Genomic DNA, 20,184 nt, shown 5'->3' on the forward strand with positions numbered 1-20,184 from the left:
CGCAGTAAACGTCAGCCCATCGGCAGGGAACGCCGCCGCCCTGCAAACCCAGGGCAGCGGCACCTTAGCCGTGCAAGGGCGGAAAATCAAGCGCGGCGGCGCAGGATGGCAACGCCACGGATGGTGAAGCCGATCACGATCGCCAGCGACAGGTAGAAGCCAAAGCCAAAGCTCATGTTGTTCCACAGGCCGGACGCCATATCGCCCGCCATGCCGCGGCTGGCGCGCGAGCCGCCCATGAAACCGGCGAACTGGCGGGTGGCCGCCATCAATTCACGCACCTGCGAAACCACGCCCATCAGCGCGATCAGCCACAACGCCAGCGGCATGAAATAGCCCAGGCGCGCCGCGCGTTGCGGCATCAGCGACGGCAGCAGGGGGCCCACCACGGCCAGCAGCCACAACAGCGCATAGATGCCCGCGCCCGGCGCCTGGCCGCCCATCGACCCTTGCATGCCGCCGCCGTTCTGCAAACGCAGCAGGTCATAGAAGCTGAGGCTGGCGTTCGATCCCATCATGCGTACGGTCAGCACCGAGAACACGGTGGTGGCCAACAGGAACAGCAGCGCGCCCACGGCGTCGCCACGGTTGACGCGGGCGGCGGCGGTGGCGGCCCAGCGCCCGCCGTGGGTCTTGGCCTGGGTCAATACGTCGCGCAGCTCTTTACCTTGCATGGTCATTCCTTTTCGGTTGCGGCAAATGGATGCCTGTACCAATGGCTATGCGCGGCGGGCAAAAAGGTTCGATTTATTTTTGACGGAATTTTCTTTCGTTCTTTGTTTGATCTTTTTTCGAACCTTTTTCGATGCCGTGCGTAGCAAGAGGCAAGGGCGCGGATTTCCCCGCTGCCAATCATCCACACGGAGAACCCCATCATGTCCAACCCCACCGCCCTGGCCGCCCTGTATCAAACCGTGGTCCAAGACGAACTGGGCCTGGTCGCCCGCATCGACGAAGACGGCGACGTGATGTTCCGCTATCCCGACCTGGGCACCATGTTCTTCAGCGTGAGCGACGCCGACCCGGAATTTCTGCGCCTGGTGTATCCCAGCTTTGTCGACGCCAATGAACTGGGCCTGACCCGCGAGCAACTGCTGGAAGTCATGAACGCGGTCACGCATCGCTGCAAGGCCGTCAAGCTCAGCCTGGGGCAGGACCGCGCCGACAAGGCCGGGCGCATGTCCGCCTCGGTGGAAGGCTTTGTGGCGGGGCCCGACTCGCAGCCGGCCGAAGCGCTGCTGCGCGGCGTCGTGGCGCGCTGCGTCAGCGTCATCCGCCATGCGGCGAGTGAACTGGTCAAGGACGCGTTGGAACACAAGCAACGCGCCGCCGGCTAAGGGCTCTTTCGGCCCCCAACCGCCCAGCGGAATTGAAACAAGCCTGGCCCTGCCTTGTAACCTTGAGATACATTGCGGGGCCGGTTTCCCGACACCTTGATGATTTCGATGCACCCGTTCTTATTCCGTTCGTTGACCTTGCGCCTGATAACCATGCTGTTGCTGCTGGGAGGGTTGAGCGCGTGCGCGGTCCAGACCAACTCGCGGGGCAAGCTGGTCTACGGCGTGGACACGGCGGCGTTGTTCGGCACCGAGATCGGCCAGTTCCCATTGCAGGACGGTGGCGAGGGTACGCTGCGGCGCGAAGGCAAGAACTTCTCGGTCAAGCTGTCCGGCAACCAACGCGTGGTGCCCCTGAACAACGTGGACTCGGCCCGCATCGCGCGTACCGAGAACGTCGGCGCGCGTACCGTCGTGGTGATCGAGACCCAGCGGCGCAACTGCGACTACCGCTATACCGTGCTGGCCATCCAGGGTTCGGACGTGCTGTCCTGGGACGTGGGCAACTGCCGCGACCGGCCCGCCGTGCTGGTGCAGGATGACCGCGCCGCCCTGACGCTGGACTTCCCGAAGGGGGCCGGCATCGAACGCTTTGTCTACACGCAAGACGGCCGCATGCGCCGTGGCGACGTGAAGTCGGTAGCCGGCATGAATCCGCGCGCCAAGCCCTTCGCCGACGAATCCCTCTACCCGTCCGGTTACCACGATTCCTTGCGCCAGTACGGCGTCTATCCGCCACCCGCCGCGCCCGCCAGGCCCAAGCCCGGCAGGTCGCCCAAGGCGCCCAGGCCGGGCAAGTCCGCGCCCGCCGCCCCGCCCGATTCGGCACCGGCCACGGCGGTTGCCGCGCCGGCCTCCGGCAATGGCCGCATGGTGCCGCCGCCTGTGCAGCGCATGCCCGGCAGCGACACGCCCGCCGCCGCCGCCAGCCCACCACCGCGTGGCGGGGCGTCGCGCGTGCCGGCCAAGCTGGACCTGCCCGACGAGGAAATCACCTCGACCCGAATCGACCTGAGAGATTGACGTGCGGCAAGCCCAGATTCGCCAAATCCTTATCCTGATTGCGCTGACCGTTGTTTACCTGAGCTTTGAATTGGGTTTCAACGCCCGCCTGCTGGACGTGGTCGGCAGCCGCGCCACGCCGCACGACATCGAAGAGCTGGAGTTTTTCGGCCGCACGCTGTCGGGCATCGCCGCCGCGCTGGTGGTGCTGCAAGTGCTGTGGACGCGCCGGCTGCGCACCGGTGGCCAGCCGTCGTTCCTGAAGATCGCCGTGGCCTGCGCGGTGACCGCGCTGGTGGTGTTCGGCGCCATCAAGATGCTGGTGAACGTACTGGTGGACACGCGCGAGGCCGACTTTCGTCGCGTCGCCACCAACGCCGGTTTGCTCCAGCGGTCGCTGGTGCAGGGTGATCTGCACCTGGATGGCCTGGTGGACGACGGCGTCTATGCGCGGCCCGAGGGCAAGGCGTTCCTGGCCGTGTTCCAGGTGCTGCTGTCCAACATCGACAACCTGGATGAAAAGGTCGAGCCCAAGAAACGCCAGGTCATCCGCAGCGATCTGCAACGCCAGATGAAGACGTTTTCGTTCGACGGCCGCGATGTGCGCATGACGGCGCCCGGCATCCGTGGCTATCACCAGGTCTACACCAGCGTGATGCAGTCGGTGGCCGACCGCTGGAAGAAATATGCCGGCGTGCCGGTTGCGTCCGACATCGGGCTGGCGCGCGAGCAGGACCGCGCGTGGTCCGATTACCGCAATAGCCTGTCGCGGCGCGGTTGGACGCCGGAACGCGTGCCCGCCCGCTACCAGGGCCGCGTCACGCAAGATGTGCGCAAGCGCATTCCGGTGCCCGGCGATTGGCAGCCGCATGACCGCGCCACGTTCAACGAGGCCGTGGCCCAGCAGTATTGGAAGACGATGCGCAGCCGCACCGTGCACGTGGAAGGCGACGCCATTCCGCCCGGCCTGTCCTACGAGGATTTCGTGGCGCGGCCCGGCGTGCAAAAGCTGCTGCGCCAGACGCTGATGGTGCCGGCCAGCATGAACGTGGCGTCCAACTACACCGATCCCGCCAGCTTCAAGCGCCTGTACGACGGCATGCTGGACCGCGCCGTTGACGAGGCGATGCCGCGCTTTTCCGCCAGCGCGTCCGACTTTCAGCGCGGCGGCCAGCATCAACAGCTGGGCGAGGACGCGGCGCGCGCGGCCATTGTGCCGCCGGTTGCGTTGCTGTGTTCGCTGCTGGGCGCGGTGGGCCACTTTGCCAAGCTGCTGTACCTGATCGCCAAGCTGTTGGTGTGGCTGCGCACCCCCGCCGGCCAACAGCCCGGCCGCACCGCCACGCGCGCCGCCGGCCTGGCCTTGGTATTGACGCTGGTGTGTGTGTGGACGGCGTTTTCGTTCATGCAGAACAGCGTGACCCAAAGCGAACTGTTCCAGCAGATGTCGCGGGCGGAACTCGGCCGCGATGATGAGTCGATCGGGCAGGCGCTGCGCCGCCGCGTGCTGGCCAACGTGGCGCACGTGGTGGTGGTGGGCCAGGCGTACACCTATCCCTTTAACGAAGCGGTGCGCACCGGCTTGCTGGGCGGCATCAAGTATGGATATCACGGCGATGCGGGCTAAACGCTGGATGGCGGCGCTGCTTGCCGCCGCGTTGCCCTGGTCCGGCGCCGGCGCCGCGTGCCTGGGCATGCAGGTGCACGCGCATCGCGGCGCGCCCACGCTGCCGGAGAATTCGCTGGCGTCCATCCGCGCGGCGTATGCGGGCCAGTGGGACGGCGTTGAAATCGACATGCAGCGTCTGAAGGACGGCCGTTGGGTGTTGCACCACGATGTGCTGACCGGCAGGTCGGTCACCGGCGTCGGACGCCGCGCCGTGCTGCAACTGAGCAGCGCGGATTGGCGCGGCGCCAAGCTGGCCGGGCAGGGCGGCGGGCAGCCGCCGCCTTTCCTGGACGACGCGCTGCAAGTGGCGGCCACGCAGCCGGCCAAGACCTTCAACGCCGAACTCAAGGTTGTCTACCGCGATTGCGCGCCGGTGGGCAAGCTGGTAGCCGGCATGAAGCGCGCGCTGCCGCACGGCAACTGGATGATCACCTCGGCATTCCCCGAGGCGCTGCGCTGCGTGCGCGGCACGGACCCCGACGGCTATCTGGGCCTGATCGTGTTCGACCCGCGCCACGCAGACGCCGTCAGCGCGAACCCCCTGGGCAAGTACGTGTCGCAACGCGCCACCGCGCCCACGCTTGACCGCCCATGGCTGGCCAATCTTGCCAGGACGGTAGGCGCGCCCGTCGGTGTGCATGTGGACGCCATGACGCTGGCCGCCAACCCGCAATTGCTGCGTGACGCGGCGGCGCAGTCGGTGCGCGTCTTTGTCTACGCGGTGGGTGGCGATGCGGCCTTGGCGCAGCAACTGCGCGCGACACGGCAGCGCGAAGGCTACCTGCCGTCGGGCGTGATCATCGACGGCGACGCGCAGGCATTCTGCCGCGCCGTCGGGGGTTGAAACGCCGGGGTTTGGGCATACACTGAACGGCAAAATTTTCCGTTCACCCGCCGCAAGGAAGCCCCATGCACGCCCGCGCGATTTCGTTCTTGTCCTGCCTGCTGCTGGCAGGCGCCGCCCACGCCGGATCGGCACCGGCCGAGCTCTCATGCGTGTCCGATAGCGGCAAGGTCGCGGTAAAGGGCACGATCCCGTCGCCGTCCTCCGAAGACCTGGACATTACGCTGAGCTACTTCGACGCCACGCTGACCCTTGACGACACGACGACCCAGGGCAGCTATGTGGTGTCGGACTTTCCGCAGTCCGTGTTCCTGTTGCTGGTGCCTTCGCAAGGCACGGCGCTGACGCTTTACGCGCTGCCGTCCACCATGGCGGTGGAAAAGACCAGCGACAGCGGTGACATGTCGGGCAAGTTTCAGGCCAAGCTGAAGGCGCCCCGGCCGCGCTCGGCCACGGGGGCGCAGACCCCGGCGGCACTGACGGCGACGCTGAACTGCGAATATCGGTATTCGCTGTAAGGCCACCGGATGGGCCGTTGAATGGTCCGTTCAATAGGCCATAGGCCATCCAATAGGCCATAGACCATCCAATAGGCCATTTGAGGAGACAACATTGAACACCACCCCGATCGCGGGCGAACCGCCGTTGTGCCTGCCCCCGCTGCCCGACATGGACGCCGCTACCTTCGACATCCCGCCCGGCGCCTGCGACACGCACGCACACGTAGTGGCCGCCAACACCGCGGCCTATCCGCTGGTGCCCGAGCGCACCTACACGCCGCCGCCCGCGCCGGAATCGGCCTACCTGGCCATGCTGCAAAAAACCGGCATGACGCGCGGCGTGCTGGTGCAGATCAGTGTTTACGGCACCGACAACCGCTACATGCTTGAGGTGCTGGCCCGCCACCCCGACACGCTGCGCGGCATTGGCGTCGTATCGCCCGATGTCACCGACCACGAACTGGAAGCCATGCACGCGGCCGGCGTGCGCGGCCTGCGCATCAATGTGCTGTTTGGCGGCGGCATCGGTTTTGACGCCATGGAAACGTTGGCGCATCGCATCGCCGACCTGGGTTGGCACATGCAGTTCCTGATGGACGCGCGCCAGTTGCCCGAGCTGCTGCCGCGCATGCGCAAGCTGCCGGTGCCCGGCGTGGTGGACCACATGGGGCACATGCCGGTCGCCGACGGTCTGGGCAGCCCCGGCTTCCAGGCGCTGGACCATCTGGTGCGCGACCACGGCTGGTGGGTGAAGCTGTCGGGCGCCTATCGCATCAGCGAACGCTTTGACGACTTCAGCGACGTGACGCCGTGGGCGCAGGCGCTGATCAACGCGGCGCCCGACCGCATGCTGTGGGGCAGCGACTGGCCGCACGTGCACCAGACCCGCATGGTCAATACGGGACGCCTGCGCAACCAGCTGGCGCTGTGGGCGCCGGACCCCGACGTGCGCCATCGCATCCTGGTCAGCAACCCCGAACGCCTGTACGGATTCGCCCCGACGCGATAGCCGCGCATCGCCCGAACAACAACACAAGAGACAAGCCATGCAATGGTATAGAGAGCTGAACAAGACCGAACGCCGTACCTTCATCGCCGCGTTCGGCGGATGGGCCATCGACGCGCTGGACTTCATGGTGTTCACGTTCGTGATCGCCACCTTGATGACCCTGTGGGGTATCGACAAGGGCCAGGCGGGCATGCTGGGCACCGTGACGCTGCTGTTCTCCGCCATCGGCGGCTGGCTGGCCGGCATCCTGGCCGACCGCTACGGCCGGGTGCGCGTGCTGCAATACACGATCCTGTGGTTCTCGGCCTGCACGGTGGCCATCGGCTTCGCGCAGAACTTCGAGCAGCTGTTCGTGCTGCGCGCCTTGCAGGGGCTGGGCTTTGGCGGCGAATGGGCCGTGGGCTCGGTGCTGATGGGCGAAATCGTGCGCGCCGAACATCGCGGCAAGGCCGTGGGCACCGTCCAAAGCGGCTGGGCCGTGGGTTGGGGCGCGGCGGCAATCCTGTACACGATCGCGTTCTCGGTGTTGCCGTCCGACTGGGCCTGGCGCAGCCTCTTCTGGATCGGCGTGCTGCCTGCGTTCCTGGTGCTGTATATCCGCAAGAACGTGCCCGAGCCGGAGGTGTTCCAGCGCGCGCAGGCCAAGGTGCAAGCCGGCCAGGAGCGCGCCTCGTTCTGGACGATTTTCTCGCCGGCGCTGATCAAGACCACCGTCATCACCGCCATCCTGTGCACGGGCGTGCAGGGCGGCTACTACGCCATCACGACGTGGTTGCCCACTTACCTGAAGGTCGAGCGACAGCTGTCGGTGCTGAACACGGGCGGCTATCTGATGGTCATCATCCTGGGATCGTTCTGCGGGTACATTGCGGGCGCCTATCTGGCCGACCGCCTGGGCCGGCGCGCCAATCTGCTGATCTTCTCGGTGCTGTCCACCATCAGCGTCTACGCCTATACGCAGCTGCCGTTGACCGATCACCAGATGCTGTTCCTGGGCTTTCCGCTGGGGTTTGCCGCGTCGGGAATTTTCAGCGGTATCGGCGCCTACCTGACCGAGCTGTTCCCGTCCGGCGTGCGCGCCTCGGGCCAAGGCTTTGCGTACAACTTCGGCCGTGGCATCGGCGCCTTGTTTCCCAGCCTGGTCGGTTTCTTGAGCCAGACGCACGGGCTGGGTTGGGCCATTGGCGCCTTCGCCACGGGCGCGTACGCCGTGGTGATCGTGACGGCGCTGCTGTTGCCGGAAACCAAGGGCCGCGTGCTGGAATAAGCGCTGCCCGGCCTGGCCAACACGTAGCGAAGGCCCGGGCGTTGCCCGGGCCTTTTCTTTTTGTCTAGGGTTTACCCGGTATGGTTCGCTGTCCGAAATTTGTATGATGACCCGATAACTTAGATTCATGAGACAAGTCATCATGCCGTCCCGGCCATTCCCGATCGCTGCGCTTAGCCTTGCGCTTTTCCCTGCCGTTTTCCATAGGGTTTCAGCGCCCGTCCGCCCCTGCGTCCCAGGGGTTTTTCATGACTGACGAAAGCCGCATCCGCGAAGAAATCTGCGTCGTCGGCGCCAGCCTCTACCAGCGCGGCTACACGGTCGGCGCCGCCGGCAACATCAGCGCGCGGCTGGACGACGGTTGGCTGATCACGCCCACCGACGCCTGCCTGGGCCGCCTGGACCCCGCTGAACTGGCCAAGGTCGACCTGGACGGCAATTGGGTGTCAGGCGCCAAGCCGTCCAAGACGCTGGTGCTGCACCAGGGCATCTATCGGGCCAGCCCCGAATCGCGAGGCATCATCCACACGCATTCCACGCATCTGGTCGCGCTGACGCTGGCCGGCGTGTGGAAGGCGGACGAAGTGCTGCCGCCCATCACGCCCTATCAAGTGATGAAGGTGGGCCGCATTCCGCTGATTGCGTATCGCCGGCCCGGTGACCCGCAAGCCGCGGCCGAGGTCGCAGCCGTGGCCGGCCAGGTGCGCGGCGCGCTGTTCGAACGGCTGGGGCCGGTGGTGTGGGAACGCTCGGTGGCGCATGCCTCGTATGCGCTGGAAGAGCTGGAAGAAACCGCGCGCCTGTGGCTGATGAGCCAGCCGCGTCCCACGCCCTTGTCTGCCGATGCCATCGAAGAATTGCGCACAACGTTCGGCGCGCGCCTCTAAGCCCGTCAACCGCAAATAAAGTCGCCTGGCCGCCTTGGCGCGGACCGGTGCGGCGCATACTCCTGGAGACTTTTCATGCCCCCGATGGATCTGGCGTCCGGCGCCAACCCCGCTGCCGCTTCGGCATCCCAACCTGAATCCCGCGACACCGCGCGCGCCTACGCCAAGGTGTTCTGGCGGCTCGTGCCGTTCTTGATGCTGTGCTATGTCATTGCCTACCTGGATCGCGTCAACGTCGGCTTCGCCAAGTTGCAGATGTCGCAAGACCTGGGCTTCAGCGAAACCGTGTTCGGGCTGGGCGCGGGCGTTTTTTTCATCGGCTACTTCCTGTTTGAAGTGCCCAGCAACCTGCTGATGCATCGCCTGGGCGCGCGCATCTGGATCGCGCGCATCATGATCACGTGGGGCATCCTGTCCGGCATGTTCATGTTTGTGGAAACGCCCACCGGCTTCTACATCCTGCGCTTCCTGCTGGGCCTGGCCGAAGCGGGCTTCTACCCCGGCGTGATCCTGTACCTGACCTACTGGTACCCGGCGCATCGCCGCGCCAAGATCATCGCGCTGTTCATGTCCGCCATTCCGGTGGCCGGCATCTTCGGCAACCCGTTGTCGGGCTGGATCATGGAAGCCTTTCACGGCACGCACGGCTTGCAGGGCTGGCAGTGGATGTTCCTGATCGAAGCCATTCCCGCGCTGCTGATCGGCGTGGTCACCATCATGTACCTGGACAACGGCATCGCCAGCGCCAAGTGGCTGACGCCCGACGAGAAGCAGCTGCTGACGCGGGAAATCGAACAGGACCAGAAGCAGACCGGCACGCAAAAGCACTCGCTGCGTGCCGTGTTCGGCGACAAGCGCGTGTGGTGGATGTGCCTGATCTACTTCGCCTTCGTCGCCGGCCAATACGGTTTGACGTTCTGGATGCCCACGCTGATCAAGTCCACCGGTGTGACCGGGGCGCTGAACATCGGCCTGCTGTCGGCCATTCCCTTCATCTGCGCCATCATCGTGATGAACCTGCTGGGCCATTCGGCGGACAAGCGGCGTGAGCGTCGCTGGCATTTGATCGTGCCGGCGCTGGCGGGCGCCATCGGCTTTACCGCCGCCGCATCCTTTGCGGACAACACCGTGGTGTCGCTGATCTGCCTGTCGTTGGCCGCCGCCGGCGTGCTGACCTGCGCGCCGTTGTTCTGGTCGTTGCCCACGGCATTCCTGTCGGGCACCGCGGCGGCGGCGGGCATCGCCATCGTCAACTCCGTGGGCAACCTGGCCGGTTTCGCCAGCCCCTACATGATCGGCTACCTGAAAGACCTGACAAATTCCACTGCGTCCGGCATGTACGTGCTGGCCGCCGTGCTGGTTACCGGGGCCATCGCGGTGTGGTTCACGCCCGCCAAGCTGGTCAACCGCTAAAGCGTTATTGCCGCGTAGATAACCGTTATTGAACACGTTATTGAAGAAAGGACCCGCCATGCCGCGCCTGGCCGCCAACCTGACCATGATGTACACCGAGCATCCGTTTCTGGATCGCTTTGCAGCCGCCGCCAGCGATGGCTTTCAAGGGGTGGAATTCCTGTTTCCCTACGACTACGCCGCCGCCGATATCCAGGCGCGGCTGCGCGATAAGGGCTTGACCCAGGCCCTGTTCAACGCGCCGCCCGGCGACTGGGCGGCGGGCGAGCGCGGCATTGCGTCCTTGCCCGGCCGCGAAGACGAATTTCTGCGCGGACTGGACCAGGCGCTGGGATATGCGGCGCAATTGGGCAACCGCAGCCTGCACGTCATGGCCGGGTTGATCCGGCCGGACCAGGACCGCGCGGCGCATCGCGAGGTGTACGTGAAGAACCTGGCCGCCGCCGCCCGCATCGCGGCATCGGCCGGCATCACCGTGGTGATCGAACCCATCAACACACGCGACATCCCCGGCTTTTTTCTGAACCGGCAAGACGACGCCCAAGCCATCTGCCAGGAAGTGGGCGCCGCCAACCTGAAAGTGCAATTCGATTGCTATCACTGCCAGATCGTCGAAGGCGACATCGCCAAAAAGCTGGAGCGCGACATGGCCGGCATCGGCCACATCCAGATTGCCGGCGTACCCGACCGCCACGAGCCCGACGAGGGTGAGCTGAACTATCCGTATCTGTTCGACCGCATCGACGCGCTGGGCTACACGGGCTGGATCGGCTGCGAGTACCGCCCAAAAGCGGGCACGCGCGCGGGCCTGGGCTGGGCGCGACCCTATCTCTCCCGGCGTTGAGTCGCATCGCGCCGCGTGGATGAACACCACGTTCACACCACCGAACCGCACACCACCGAACCGCACACCACCGAACCGCACACCATCGAACCGCACACCACTGAGACCCCACCATGAAAATCCTGATCACCGGCGGCGCCGGATTCCTGGGCCAGCGGCTGGCTCGCAAACTGCTGGAGCAGGGCACGCTGACACTGGACGCCAACGGCCCGCAACCCATCACCCGGATCGACCTGCTGGACGTCGTCAAGACCGACGCGTTCACTGACCCGCGTGTGCATTCGCAAGTTGGCGACATTGCCGACCCGGCCGTGCTGCGCCAGGCCATCGACACGGACACGTGCGCCGTCTTCCATCTGGCGGCCATCGTCAGCGGGCAGGCCGAGGCCGATTTCGACTTGGGAATGCGCATCAATCTGGACGCCTCGCGCGCCTTGCTGGAAGTGTGCCGCGCGCTGGGCCACCAACCGCGCGTCCTCTTCACCAGCTCGGTAGCCGTGTACGGCGGCGACCTGCCCGACACCGTGCGCGACGACACCGCGTTGAATCCGCAGTCGTCCTACGGCACGCAAAAGGCCATTGCCGAACTGCTGCTGGCCGACTACACGCGGCGCGGTTTTGTCGACGGGCGCGTGCTGCGCCTGCCCACCATCAGCGTGCGCCCGGGCCGCCCCAACGCGGCGGCATCGTCCTTTGCCAGCGGCATCATCCGCGAACCGCTGAACGGCGAAACCGCCGTCTGCCCCGTGGGCGCCGACACGCGCCTGTGGCTGCTGTCGCCGCGCGCCGCCATCCAGGCCTTGATTGCCGGCTGCGAGCTGCCGGCGGACGCCGTGGCCGACCGCGCTCCCATCAACCTGCCGGGCGTGTCCGTCACGGTGGCCGACATGGAACAGGCGCTGCGCGAGGTCGCGGGCGATGACGTCGCGGACCGCATCACGTGGCGCCCGGACGAACGCGTTGAACGCATCGTGGGCAGCTGGCCCGGCCGCTGGGACACCACGCGCGCCAGCCGCCTGGGCTTGAAGGGCGACAACAGCTTTGCCGACATCGTCCGCGCGTACATGGCCGACGACTTGCCGCGTTGATGCGCGGCGCCCTCATTTCAATATTCCGGACGAACCCGCCATGAGCCTTCCGCAATCCACTCCCCGCCGCGTCGGCGTCATCGGCCTGGGCGCCATGGGCGCGGGCATCGCCCAAAGCCTGCGCCGCGCCGGTCATGATGTGCACGTGTACGACATCCGTCCCGAAGCCACCGCCTCGTTTGCCGCAGACGGCGGCGTGGCCTGCGCCACGTTGGCCGACATGGCGGCTGCCTGCGACATCATCATCAGCGTGGTGGTCAACGCCGCGCAAACCGAATCGGTGCTGTATGGCGACGGTGGCATCGCCGCCGCCTTGCGTCCCGGCGCCGTGTTCGTGATGTGTTCCACCGTGGACCCCAACTGGTCCATCGCGCTGGAAGCGCGCCTGGCCGAGCAGGGCGTCCTGTACCTGGACGCGCCGATTTCCGGTGGCGCGGCCAAGGCCGCCGCCGGCCAGATGACGATGATGACGGCAGGCGCCGGCGCCGCCTACGACGCCTGCGGCGCGGTGCTGGAATCCATGGCGGGCAAGGTCTACCGGCTGGGCGACCGCGCCGGCGCGGGCAGCAAGGTCAAGATCATCAACCAGTTGCTGGCGGGCGTGCACATCGCCGCCGCCGCCGAAGCCATGGCGCTGGGCCTGCGCGAAGGCGTGGACGCCGACGCGCTGTACGAGGTCATCACGCATAGCGCGGGCAACAGCTGGATGTTCGAAAACCGCATGCCGCATGTGCTGGCGGGCGACTACACGCCCTTGTCGGCCGTGGACATCTTCGTGAAGGACCTGGGGCTGGTGCTGGACACCGCGCGGCACAGCAAGTTTCCGCTGCCGCTGGCGTCCACCGCGCACCAGATGTTCATGCAGGCATCCACCGCCGGGCATGGCCGCGAGGACGACAGCGCCGTCATCAAGATTTTTCCGGGCATCAGCTTGCCGGAGGCAACATGAGCATCAACATCAAGCTTGGCTGCATCGCCGACGACTTCACGGGCGCCACCGACCTGGCCAACAACCTGGTGCGCGCGGGCATGCGCACCGTGCAGACCATTGGCGTGCCGGGCGAGCCGTTACGCGCCGATGCGGACGCCGTGGTCGTGGCGTTGAAAACCCGCACGCTGCCGGCCGACGAGGCCGTGGCGCAATCGCTGGCCGCGCTGCACTGGTTGCAGCAGCAGGGCGCCCAGCAGATCTATTTCAAGTACTGCTCTACGTTCGACAGCACGCCGCAGGGCAACATCGGCCCCGTCACGGACGCGCTGATGACGCAGCTGGGCACGCCGTTCACCATCGCCACGCCCGCGTTTCCCGACAACAAGCGCACCGTCTTCAAGGGCTATCTGTTCGCGGGCGACGTGCTGCTGAACGAATCGGGCATGCAGCATCATCCGCTGACGCCGATGACCGACCCCAATCTGGTGCGCGTGTTGCAGGCGCAAACCTCGCGCAAGGTCGGGCTGATCGATTACAGCGTGGTGGCGGCGGGCGCGGATGCCATCCGCGCGCGCATCCAGGCCTTGCAGCAAGAGGGCATTGAAATCGCCATCGTGGATGCCGTGTCCAACGACGACCTGCTGACCCTGGGCCCCGCGCTGCGCCACATGCCGTTGGTGACGGCAGGGTCCGGCGTGGCCATCGGCCTGCCCGGCAACTGGGGTTTGGCGCCCAGCACCGTGGCTGTCGACGTGCGCGCGCCCGGCTTGCAAGCCGTGGTGGCGGGCAGCTGCTCTACCGCCACCAATGCACAGGTGGCCGCGTTCATTGAAAGCGGGCGGCCGGCGATGGCGTTGGACCCAATGCGGCTGGCATCGGGCGACGACGTGGTGGCACAGGTGCTGGCATGGGCCGAACCGCGCATGCAGGACGGCCCGGTGCTGGTGTATTCCACCGCGCAACCGGATGCGGTGAAAGCCGCGCAAGGCGCGCTGGGCGTGGCGCGCGCGGGCGAGATGATCGAGGCGGCCATTGCGCGCATCGCGGTTGGTTTGGTGGAACGCGGCGTGCGCCAACTGATCGTTGCGGGCGGTGAAACGTCGGGCGCGGTGGTTCAGGCGCTGGGGCTGGCCCAGATCACCATCGGCGCGCAGATCGACCCGGGCGTGCCCTGGTGCGCCGGCCATACGCCCGTGGCGAAGGAAGACGTCAGCATCGCGCTGAAGTCAGGCAACTTTGGATCGCGCGACTTCTTCATCAAGGCGTTTCGCTGACGCCGGTTCAGCCATACACACAAGCAGGAGGGCAGGCAGTGGCCAGCAAACAGAACAATGCGCTGAAAGGCGGCTTGAAATCGCGGCACCTGACGATGATGTCCATCGCCGGGGTGATCGGGGCGGCGCTGTTCGTCGGCTCGGGCAAGCAGATCGCGCTGGCCGGCCCCGCCGTCATCCTGGCGTACCTGGGTGGCGGCATCCTGGTCATCCTGGCGATGCGCATGCTGGGGGAAATGGCCGTGGCGCAGCCGGACACGGGCTCGTTTTCCACCTACGCCGACCGCGCCATCGGGCGCTGGGCAGGCTTCACCATCGGCTGGCTGTACTGGTACTTCTGGGCATTGCTGATGGGCTGGGAAGCCTACGTCGCCGGGCAGATCCTGCATGGCTGGTTTCCGCAGGTGCCGGATTGGGGCTACGCGCTTTTCATCACGGTGTCGCTCATCATCGTCAACTTCATGAACGTGCGGAACTACGGTGAATTCGAGTTCTGGTTCGCGCTGATCAAGGTGATCGCCATTGTGGCGTTCCTGGTTATCGGCAGCCTGGCGGTGGTGCACCTGTGGCCCTGGGGCCAGGCGCGCGGCGTGTCGCAACTGACGGCGCAGGGTTTCATGCCCAACGGCGTCAAGTCGGTGGTGGTGGCCATGCTGGGTGTGATGTTCGCGTTCATCGGGGCGGAAATCGTGACCGTGGCCGCCGCTGAATCCGCCGACCCCGCACGCGAGATCATCAAGACCACGCGGTCCGTGGTGTGGCGGATCTGCCTGTTCTATGTGGGGTCCATTTTCATCATCGTGTGCCTGGTGCCGTACAACGATCCGCAACTGTCGCAGCCCACGCACGGCAGTTACAACGTGGCGCTGAGCCGGCTGGGCGTGCCGCACGCGCAAGCCATCGTCAACTTCATTGTGTTGACGTCGGTGTGCAGCTGCTTCAATTCGGCGTTGTACGCGGCATCGCGCATGCTGTATTCGCTGTCGCGGCGCGGTGATGCGCACCGCATCATGCAGGTAACCGGCCGGCGCACCGGCACGCCCTACGTCGGCGTGCTGGTGTCCAGCGTGTTCGCCTTCGTGGCGATCTGGATGATGGCGACGTCCAAGATGGATCTGTACGACGTGCTGATGCAGGCCACCGGCACCATCGCGCTGTTCGTGTACCTGGCGATCGCCTTGTCGCAGCTGCGCATGCGCTACCGCTTGCAGGCGCAAGGCGTGGAACTGAGCTTCAAGATGTGGCTGTTTCCGTGGCTGACCTATGGCGTCATCGTGTGCATCATCGCCGCGTTGATCACCATGGTGGTCGAAGGCACATACCGCAATGAAGTGGCCTACACGTCGTTGCTGGCGGGCGTGATTGTTGTGATGGGGCTGGTTGCGCAGCGCTTTGGCATCGGCACCGGCGGGCGCCGCTTGCAGGTCAGCGGTGCGCCCGGCTAAGTCGCTTGGCCGCGTTGACCATGTGGATGCGCGCGGCTTCGCGCGCGCCTTCCACGTCTTGCCGGCGGATGGCCTCGACGATGGCGACGTGTTCCTGCAGCACGTCGCGCATCAGGTCGGCGTGGCGCGCTTCGTTGCCGCGCGTGACCCGCGTGGCGGCTTCCAGAAACTGGCTGACAAAGGCCAGTGTGGTCAGGAAGTACGGGTTGCCCGTGGCGCGTGCAATGCTGCGGTGAAACGCCACGTCTTCCTTGACGCCGTCGCCTCCGTCCGCCACCGCCTGCGAAATGGCGGCCAGGGCGTTGTCGATATCCGTCATGTCGCGCTTCTTGCGCATGGCGGCCGCCTGCGCCGCGATTTCGGTTTCCAGCGCGCGCCGCAGGTCCACGATGTGCAGCACCGCGTCCAGTGACGTGAGTTCCGTCGCATCGATTCGCAGCGCCCGGTTACCCGTCAGGCCGGTAACAAACACGCCGCTGCCTTGCCGCGCTTCCACGATGCCGTCCTGCCGCAGCCGCGATACCGCTTCGCGGATCACTGTGCGGCTGACCCCGAACTGCTCGGCCAACGCCGCTTCGGTGGGCAGTTTTTCGCCCGGCGGCACGCGGCCTTCGTCGATTTCGGCGAGCAGGCGCTTGGTGACCGTGTCGGTCAGCGTGGGCGGGGAGGGAAGGCGGGGGAACACCATGGGTATCAAAGGCTGGAGTAAGGCGGGTGCGGGGCAACGACGCCGGTCGCGGATGGCGATGTTGGACGTCGTCGCCGCGTGTGGACGCTGACGCTGATGTTGACGGCAGCGCGTGGCGAGGCCCGGCGGCAATGATAACCGGTAGACCGGTGCCACCGACGCTATCGGCGGGGCGGGCGGGGCCGGGCGTGGGCGTCGTGCAGGCAGTCGATAAAGCAGCGGGCGGCGGGCGTGGGTGGCGAGTCGGCTCGGGTCAGAATGGACACGCGCGCGGCCGGCAGTTCGTGCGCCAGCGGCAGCATGCGTACGTCGCGCGGCAGCAGCCGGTGGTCGAACAGATTGCGCACGAAGATGCCCAGCGCGTCGCTGTCGGCAATGATGGCCAGGGCTACCGCGATGGACTGGCACGGAATCACGTCGCGTGGGGCTGGCAATTGCTGCGCCGCGAAGGCCAGCCGCAGCAGGTTTGCCGGCGCCTGGATGTTGCCGGGCAGCAGCCACAGGGCCTCGTGCAGATCGGCCAGCGTGCGGGCGTGGCGCAGCGGATGACCGGCGCGGGCGCCTACCGCCAGCGGCAGCGTGAACAGGGTGGTGCGGGCAAAGCCGTCGTCGATGTCGCCGTCGTATTCCGTTTGCACCAGGAAGTCATAGCGGCCCGACTCCAGCTGTTCGTGGCTGAAGGGCGGGGCCACTTCGTTGAACGCCACCGATACGCGCGGCATGCGCGCCCGGAAGGCTGCCAGCGCGGCGGGCAGCACCGTCAGCGCGGCCGAACTGATGGCCAGGTTCAAGCTGCCGCCTTCGCCGTCGCGCATTTGCCCGATCTCTTCCTGGGCGCGGCGCGCTTCTTGCAGGATCACCACGGCGCGCTTGTACAGCGCGTCGCCGTACGGGGTCAGTTCAACGCCGCGCGCGCTGCGGCGCACCAGTTCGGCGCCCACGCTTTGCTCAAGCTCGCGCAGGCTGCGGGTGGCGGCGGGTTGCGTCACGAACAGGGCGCGCGCCGCCGCGCGGATGCTGCCGTGCTCGGCGATCAGGACAAAGGCGCGCAATTGGCGAAGATTCATGGCGTGGGGATGGAGAGGGGATGGGGTGGTGCCGGGGCTGGGATGGGGTGGGGCTATAACAAAAAGGTTTCACTGGAACAAAAATACTGTCTTTTCCTTATCGTCCGCCATCCGTATATTCACGCGGACGGGGCAGGCAAAGCGGCCGGGACAGGAAGGCCCGGCGGCCATCAGGCCAACACGGCGCGGTCACTGCGTGACGCGTGACCATCGCCCCGACAACGGACATCAAGGGGAAATCATGTCTATCGCCATCGCCGCCGGATCCGGCCGGCAGCACCTGCATTCATCGACGATGCGTCGGCGCGTCATCGCCGGCACCACCATCGGCAACGCGCTGGAGTTCTTCGACTTCACCGTCTTCACGTTCCTGATGCTGGTCATCGGCCCGCTATTCTTTCCGGCTGCCTCCGGCTACGGCCAGTTGCTGTTGACCACGGCCACCTTCGGCGTGGGCTTCCTGATGCGGCCCGTGGGCGGCATGCTGATCGGGTCGTACGCCGACCGCCACGGTCGCCGCGCCGCCATGACGCTGACGCTGTGGCTGATGGGGCTGGGCTGCGCGCTGATCGCCGCCGCGCCCACCTACGCGCAGATGGGCGTGGCCGGACCGGTGCTGATGGTGCTGGCGCGGCTGATCCAGGGCTTTGCCGCCGGTGGCGAGGTGGGCGCGTCCACCACCTTGCTGGTGGAACACGCGCCGGCCAACCAGCGCGGCTTTTATTCCAGCTGGCAGTTTGGCAGCCAGTCGCTGGGCGTGATGCTGGGCGCGCTGACGGTGGCGCTGTTGACCGCCAGCCTGAGCGCCGAGCAGATGCAGACCTGGGGCTGGCGCGTGCCGTTCGTAATCGGCATCCTGACCGTACCGGTGGGCGCCTACATCCGCCGCAACCTGGAAGAAACGCTGGAGGCGCCGGAATCGTCTCCGGGGAATCACGCCCGCCAGGCGGTGCAGGCGGGGCATTCCACCCCCGCCGCGCATTCCCCGGCCAGGGCGGCCGACTCGCGCGTCACCCCGGCGGCCTCCACCACGCCGTCCCATCAACCGCTGCGCCGCGTGTTCACCGAGCACAAGTCGCTGGTCGTCAAGGGCATCCTGCTTGTCATCGGCGGCATGGTGTGCGCGCAGATCATCGGCTTTTACATGCCCGCCTACGCCAACAAGCAGCTCGGCCTGCCCGCCACGTCCACGCTGTTTGCCAGCGTGGTGCTGGGCGCCATCGGCTTTTTGATCGCCCCGTTTGTCGGCATGCTTGCTGACCGCGTCGGGCGCAAGAAGGTCATTTTCTGGTCGCGCGCGGCCACGGTGTGCGCCCTGTTGCCGTGCTTTGAATGGTTGGTGTCTGCGCCCAGCACGGCGCGGCTGATGACGGTGATTGCGCTGCTTGCCGTGTTGCTGGCCTTGCAGACCGCGCCCGTCATCACGATGCTGCCCGAGCTGTTTCCCAAGGCCGTGCGTACCACCGGGATGTCGGTCGTGTATGGTCTGGGCATCTCGGTCTTTGGCGGCTTTGCGCAGTTCTTCGTGACCTGGCTGTTGCACGTTACCGGCAACCCCATGGCGCCTGCCTGGTATTTGATGGTGACCGTCACGCTTTCCACCGTGGTGCTGTTCTGGATTCAGGACCGCACCGGCCATGCAATCGACACTCAGGAGGCATGATGCCCAGCAGTACGAGCTACTTCCCCCGCAGTTACGCCGAATCGCGCGAGCGGTTTCTGGCGGACGCCGAGCGCCTGGGCGCATCCGTCGCGTCCTACCCGATCGAGGCGGTGGGCAGCGAGGGCGAAGCCTTGGCCACCGACGTTGCGCTGTTAGGTGCGCCCGATGCCAGGCGCCTGTTGATCATGACGTCCGCCACGCATGGCGTTGAAGGCTTTTGCGGCGCGGGCTGCCAGTTTTCGCTGATGGACGACGCGCCGATGCTCAAGCGCGCGCGCCAGGCGGGCGTGGCCTTGCTGCTGGTCCACGCGGTAAACCCGTACGGGTATTCGTGGATGGCGCGTACCGATGAAGGCAACGTGGACCTGAACCGCAACGCGCAACCCTTTGACGGCACGCCGCTGCCGGTCAACGCGGGCTACGGCGCGCTGCATCCGCTGCTGCTGCCCGAGCAATGGCCGCCGTCCGACGACAACCAGCGCGATCTGGCGCGTTACGTCGCCGAACATGGGCAGGCCGCCTTTGCGCAAGCCGTGTCGCGTGGCCAGTACACGCACGCCGACGGCTTGTTCTATGGCGGCGCCGCGCCCGCCGCGTCGCTTTCCAACCTGCGCCGCATCCTGCAAACGCACGCCAGCCCCTATGCGCATATCGGCTGGATCGATGTGCATACCGGCCTGGGGCCGCGTGGGCATGGCGAAAAAATCTACGCCGGCCGCCGCGATGACGCCGAAGTGGCGCGGGCGCGGCAGTGGTGGGGCCTGGACATTGCGGTGCCTTTCCAGGGAACCTCGGCTTCCGTGGACATCACGGGGCATCTTGCCAGCCTGATCTATCAGGCCTGCCCGCAGTCGTCGCCCACGCTGATGGCGCTGGAATACGGCACCGTGCCGTTCGATGACATCGTGTTGGCGCTGCGCGGCCGCAACTGGCTGCGCGCCAACCCCGACGCCCCGGCCGCGTTGCGCCGCGACATCCTGCAAACCACGCAGGACGCGTTCTATTGCCACGCCTACGACTGGCACGGCATGGTCTTGGGGCAAAGCCGCGTGGCGGTGCTGCAAGCGCTGTGCGGGCTGGAGGCGGCGCGCTGATGCGCTGATGCGCCGATGCATCGGCGCCCTCGTTTCCATTGAAACCCCGGGTTGCACCTGTCGCCGTTTTTACCCGGCAACAGGTTGCACCTGCTCGCGGCGCGCGCGTCGGGAATTACCCGCGCCGGCCCGGCGTTGTGAGGCTGTTGTTGGGTAATCCCT

The 20,184-nt window shown here is 66.4% G+C and carries 19 protein-coding genes; 16 read left to right on the top strand and 3 right to left on the bottom strand.

The features are described from left to right. Nucleotides 1-86 precede the first annotated feature (86 nt). A complete protein-coding gene (locus V6F88_RS12470; protein ID WP_332609831.1) occupies nt 87-674 on the bottom strand; it encodes a hypothetical protein in 588 nt (195 codons plus the stop codon). A gap of 201 nt (nt 675-875) precedes the next feature. Here V6F88_RS12470 and V6F88_RS12475 point away from each other — a divergent pair, with 201 nt between their 5' ends. From V6F88_RS12475 to V6F88_RS12540, 14 genes are all read left to right on the top strand, one after another. Beyond that, the gene (locus V6F88_RS12475) at nt 876-1,337 is read left to right on the top strand and encodes a hypothetical protein (RefSeq protein WP_332609832.1); all 462 of its coding nucleotides are present in this window, start codon (nt 876-878) and stop codon (nt 1,335-1,337) included. Nucleotides 1,338-1,445: 108 nt separating this feature from the next. Then, the gene (locus tag V6F88_RS12480; RefSeq protein WP_332609833.1) at nt 1,446-2,360 is read left to right on the top strand and encodes a hypothetical protein; all 915 of its coding nucleotides are present in this window, start codon (nt 1,446-1,448) and stop codon (nt 2,358-2,360) included. Between the two features lies 1 nt (nt 2,361). Next, nucleotides 2,362-3,966, top strand: coding sequence for a hypothetical protein (locus V6F88_RS12485; protein WP_332609834.1), 1,605 nt, complete (start codon nt 2,362-2,364; stop codon nt 3,964-3,966). Beyond that, nucleotides 3,956-4,852, top strand: coding sequence for a glycerophosphodiester phosphodiesterase (locus V6F88_RS12490; protein WP_332609835.1), 897 nt, complete (start codon nt 3,956-3,958; stop codon nt 4,850-4,852). Before V6F88_RS12485 ends, V6F88_RS12490 begins: the two co-directional genes overlap by 11 nt. Before the next feature lie 65 nt (nt 4,853-4,917). Next, nucleotides 4,918-5,370, top strand: coding sequence for a hypothetical protein (locus V6F88_RS12495; RefSeq protein ID WP_332609837.1), 453 nt, complete (start codon nt 4,918-4,920; stop codon nt 5,368-5,370). A 94-nt stretch (nt 5,371-5,464) separates the two neighbouring features. Further along, nucleotides 5,465-6,361, top strand: a complete 897-nt coding sequence (locus V6F88_RS12500) for an amidohydrolase family protein (RefSeq protein ID WP_442880297.1) — start codon at nt 5,465-5,467, stop codon at nt 6,359-6,361. A gap of 37 nt (nt 6,362-6,398) precedes the next feature. After that, on the top strand, nt 6,399-7,628 hold the full coding sequence (locus tag V6F88_RS12505) for an MFS transporter (protein WP_332609838.1): 1,230 nt from the start codon (nt 6,399-6,401) through the stop codon (nt 7,626-7,628). A gap of 248 nt (nt 7,629-7,876) precedes the next feature. Then, nucleotides 7,877-8,515 carry a 3-oxo-tetronate 4-phosphate decarboxylase gene (otnC, locus tag V6F88_RS12510; RefSeq protein ID WP_332609839.1) on the top strand — a complete coding sequence of 213 codons (639 nt, stop codon included), beginning with the start codon at nt 7,877-7,879 and terminating at the stop codon, nt 8,513-8,515. Between the two features lie 75 nt (nt 8,516-8,590). Continuing rightward, complete coding sequence (locus tag V6F88_RS12515) at nt 8,591-9,928, top strand: MFS transporter (protein WP_332609840.1); 1,338 nt, start codon at nt 8,591-8,593, stop codon at nt 9,926-9,928. Nucleotides 9,929-9,986: 58 nt separating this feature from the next. Then, nucleotides 9,987-10,772, top strand: coding sequence for a 2-oxo-tetronate isomerase (otnI, locus tag V6F88_RS12520; protein ID WP_332609841.1), 786 nt, complete (start codon nt 9,987-9,989; stop codon nt 10,770-10,772). Between the two features lie 113 nt (nt 10,773-10,885). Next, nucleotides 10,886-11,860 carry a D-erythronate dehydrogenase gene (gene denD, locus V6F88_RS12525; protein ID WP_332609843.1) on the top strand — a complete coding sequence of 325 codons (975 nt, stop codon included), beginning with the start codon at nt 10,886-10,888 and terminating at the stop codon, nt 11,858-11,860. Between the two features lie 40 nt (nt 11,861-11,900). Next, nucleotides 11,901-12,809: an L-threonate dehydrogenase gene (gene ltnD, locus V6F88_RS12530; RefSeq protein WP_332609845.1), complete on the top strand. Its 909-nt coding sequence runs from the start codon at nt 11,901-11,903 to the stop codon at nt 12,807-12,809. Next, nucleotides 12,806-14,065, top strand: coding sequence for a 3-oxo-tetronate kinase (gene otnK, locus V6F88_RS12535; protein WP_332609846.1), 1,260 nt, complete (start codon nt 12,806-12,808; stop codon nt 14,063-14,065). The genes ltnD and otnK overlap by 4 nt, the downstream gene beginning before the upstream one ends. Nucleotides 14,066-14,160: 95 nt before the next feature. After that, on the top strand, nt 14,161-15,510 hold the full coding sequence (locus tag V6F88_RS12540; protein ID WP_332610261.1) for an amino acid permease: 1,350 nt from the start codon (nt 14,161-14,163) through the stop codon (nt 15,508-15,510). Here the strand turns inward: V6F88_RS12540 and V6F88_RS12545 are convergent. Both V6F88_RS12545 and V6F88_RS12550 read right to left on the bottom strand, forming a co-directional pair. Further along, nucleotides 15,491-16,198 carry a FadR/GntR family transcriptional regulator gene (locus tag V6F88_RS12545; protein ID WP_332609847.1) on the bottom strand — a complete coding sequence of 236 codons (708 nt, stop codon included), beginning with the start codon at nt 16,196-16,198 and terminating at the stop codon, nt 15,491-15,493. The genes V6F88_RS12540 and V6F88_RS12545 overlap by 20 nt on opposite strands. A gap of 161 nt (nt 16,199-16,359) precedes the next feature. Next, nucleotides 16,360-17,265 (bottom strand): LysR substrate-binding domain-containing protein, encoded by a 906-nt coding sequence (locus V6F88_RS12550; protein ID WP_332609849.1) that lies wholly within the window; start codon nt 17,263-17,265, stop codon nt 16,360-16,362. A gap of 241 nt (nt 17,266-17,506) precedes the next feature. Between V6F88_RS12550 and V6F88_RS12555 the strand changes: the two genes are divergently transcribed. After that, the gene (locus V6F88_RS12555) at nt 17,507-18,928 is read left to right on the top strand and encodes an MFS transporter (protein ID WP_332609850.1); all 1,422 of its coding nucleotides are present in this window, start codon (nt 17,507-17,509) and stop codon (nt 18,926-18,928) included. Continuing rightward, nucleotides 18,925-20,022, top strand: a complete 1,098-nt coding sequence (locus V6F88_RS12560; RefSeq protein WP_332609851.1) for a M14 family metallopeptidase — start codon at nt 18,925-18,927, stop codon at nt 20,020-20,022. The genes V6F88_RS12555 and V6F88_RS12560 overlap by 4 nt, the downstream gene beginning before the upstream one ends. Nucleotides 20,023-20,184: the final 162 nt, after the last annotated feature.

This window comes from Achromobacter sp. ESBL13, assembly GCF_036668755.1.
Classification (GTDB): domain Bacteria; phylum Pseudomonadota; class Gammaproteobacteria; order Burkholderiales; family Burkholderiaceae_B; genus Achromobacter.

Excerpts from the sequence above, each read along its gene's own strand:
- V6F88_RS12470 (WP_332609831.1), bottom strand. The coding sequence starts at position 674 with ATGCAAGGTAAAGAGCTGCGCGACGTATTGACCCAGGCCAAGACCCAC.
- otnC (WP_332609839.1), top strand. The coding sequence starts at position 7,877 with ATGACTGACGAAAGCCGCATCCGCGAAGAAATCTGCGTCGTCGGCGCC.
- otnK (WP_332609846.1), top strand. The coding sequence starts at position 12,806 with ATGAGCATCAACATCAAGCTTGGCTGCATCGCCGACGACTTCACGGGC.
- V6F88_RS12515 (WP_332609840.1), top strand. The coding sequence starts at position 8,591 with ATGCCCCCGATGGATCTGGCGTCCGGCGCCAACCCCGCTGCCGCTTCG.
- denD (WP_332609843.1), top strand. The coding sequence starts at position 10,886 with ATGAAAATCCTGATCACCGGCGGCGCCGGATTCCTGGGCCAGCGGCTG.
- V6F88_RS12550 (WP_332609849.1), bottom strand. The coding sequence starts at position 17,265 with ATGAATCTTCGCCAATTGCGCGCCTTTGTCCTGATCGCCGAGCACGGC.
- ltnD (WP_332609845.1), top strand. The coding sequence starts at position 11,901 with ATGAGCCTTCCGCAATCCACTCCCCGCCGCGTCGGCGTCATCGGCCTG.
- V6F88_RS12560 (WP_332609851.1), top strand. The coding sequence starts at position 18,925 with ATGATGCCCAGCAGTACGAGCTACTTCCCCCGCAGTTACGCCGAATCG.
- V6F88_RS12545 (WP_332609847.1), bottom strand. The coding sequence starts at position 16,198 with ATGGTGTTCCCCCGCCTTCCCTCCCCGCCCACGCTGACCGACACGGTC.
- V6F88_RS12490 (WP_332609835.1), top strand. The coding sequence starts at position 3,956 with ATGCGGGCTAAACGCTGGATGGCGGCGCTGCTTGCCGCCGCGTTGCCC.
- V6F88_RS12540 (WP_332610261.1), top strand. The coding sequence starts at position 14,161 with ATGATGTCCATCGCCGGGGTGATCGGGGCGGCGCTGTTCGTCGGCTCG.
- V6F88_RS12505 (WP_332609838.1), top strand. The coding sequence starts at position 6,399 with ATGCAATGGTATAGAGAGCTGAACAAGACCGAACGCCGTACCTTCATC.
- V6F88_RS12495 (WP_332609837.1), top strand. The coding sequence starts at position 4,918 with ATGCACGCCCGCGCGATTTCGTTCTTGTCCTGCCTGCTGCTGGCAGGC.
- otnI (WP_332609841.1), top strand. The coding sequence starts at position 9,987 with ATGCCGCGCCTGGCCGCCAACCTGACCATGATGTACACCGAGCATCCG.
- V6F88_RS12555 (WP_332609850.1), top strand. The coding sequence starts at position 17,507 with ATGTCTATCGCCATCGCCGCCGGATCCGGCCGGCAGCACCTGCATTCA.
- V6F88_RS12475 (WP_332609832.1), top strand. The coding sequence starts at position 876 with ATGTCCAACCCCACCGCCCTGGCCGCCCTGTATCAAACCGTGGTCCAA.
- V6F88_RS12480 (WP_332609833.1), top strand. The coding sequence starts at position 1,446 with ATGCACCCGTTCTTATTCCGTTCGTTGACCTTGCGCCTGATAACCATG.